The organism is Catenovulum agarivorans YM01, from assembly GCF_000281085.1.
GTDB lineage: Bacteria > Pseudomonadota > Gammaproteobacteria > Enterobacterales > Alteromonadaceae > Catenovulum > Catenovulum agarivorans.
Genome location: NZ_JH767551.1, coordinates 1,894 through 3,071 on the forward strand (window position 1 = coordinate 1,894; position 1,178 = coordinate 3,071).

1 rRNA gene (running past one end of the window) is annotated in these 1,178 nt (G+C 48.1%); it reads right to left on the reverse strand.

What is annotated here, in order from left to right:
- Positions 1-1,158: ribosomal RNA gene (locus tag WSC_RS24760) — 23S ribosomal RNA — on the reverse strand; it reaches 1,869 nt to the left of the window's first position.
- Between the last annotated feature and the right edge of the window lie 20 nt (positions 1,159-1,178).

Consider the following 1,178-nt stretch of genomic DNA (forward strand, 5'->3'; position numbering starts at 1 on the left):
TAATCATAAGATTAAATCCGCAGCTTCGGTTACTAATTTAGCCCCGTTACATCTTCCGCGCAGGCCGACTCGACTAGTGAGCTATTACGCTTTCTTTAAAGGGTGGCTGCTTCTAAGCCAACCTCCTAGCTGTCTAAGCCTTCCCACATCGTTTCCCACTTAATTAGTATTTGGGACCTTAGCTGGCGGTCTGGGTTGTTGCCCTCTTCACGACGGACGTTAGCACCCGCCGTGTGTCTCCCGGATAGTACTCACTGGTATTCGGAGTTTGCAAAGGGTTGGTAAGTCGGGATGACCCCCTAGCCTTAACAGTGCTCTACCCCCAGTGGTATTCGTCCGAGGCGCTACCTAAATAGCTTTCGGGGAGAACCAGCTATCTCCCGGCTTGATTAGCCTTTCACTCCGACCCACAGGTCATCTCCTAATTTTTCAACATTAGTGAGTTCGGTCCTCCAGTTGATGTTACTCAACCTTCAACCTGCCCATGGGTAGATCGCCGGGTTTCGGGTCTATACCTTGCAACTCAACGCGCAGTTAACACTCGCTTTCGCTACGGCTCCCCTAAAAGGTTAACCTTGCTACAAAATATAAGTCGCTGACCCATTATACAAAAGGTACGCAGTCACAGAACTAGTCTGCTCCCACTGCTTGTACGTACACGGTTTCAGGTTCTATTTCACTCCCCTTACAGGGGTTCTTTTCGCCTTTCCCTCACGGTACTGGTTCACTATCGGTCAATTGGGAGTATTTAGCCTTGGAGGATGGTCCCCCCATATTCAGTCAAGATAACACGTGTCCCGACCTACTTAATATGTATCATAAAGCTTTTCGCATACAGGACTATCACCTACTATGGTCAAACTTTCCAGAATGTTCTGCTGAACTCTATGATATCGGCTGTTCCGCTTTCGCTCGCCGCTACTGACGGAATCTCGGTTGATTTCTGTTCCTCCGGGTACTTAGATGTTTCAGTTCTCCGGGTTTGCTTCTTACAGCTATGTATTCACTGTAAGATACTCTAAAAGAGTGGGTTGCCCCATTCGGAAATCTTGGTCTCATGCGTCTTTTATCGACTCGACCAAGCTTATCGCAGATTAACACGTCCTTCATCGCCTCCAATTGCCAAGGCATCCACCGTGCACGCTTAGTCACTTAACCATACAACCCGAATGTTTATC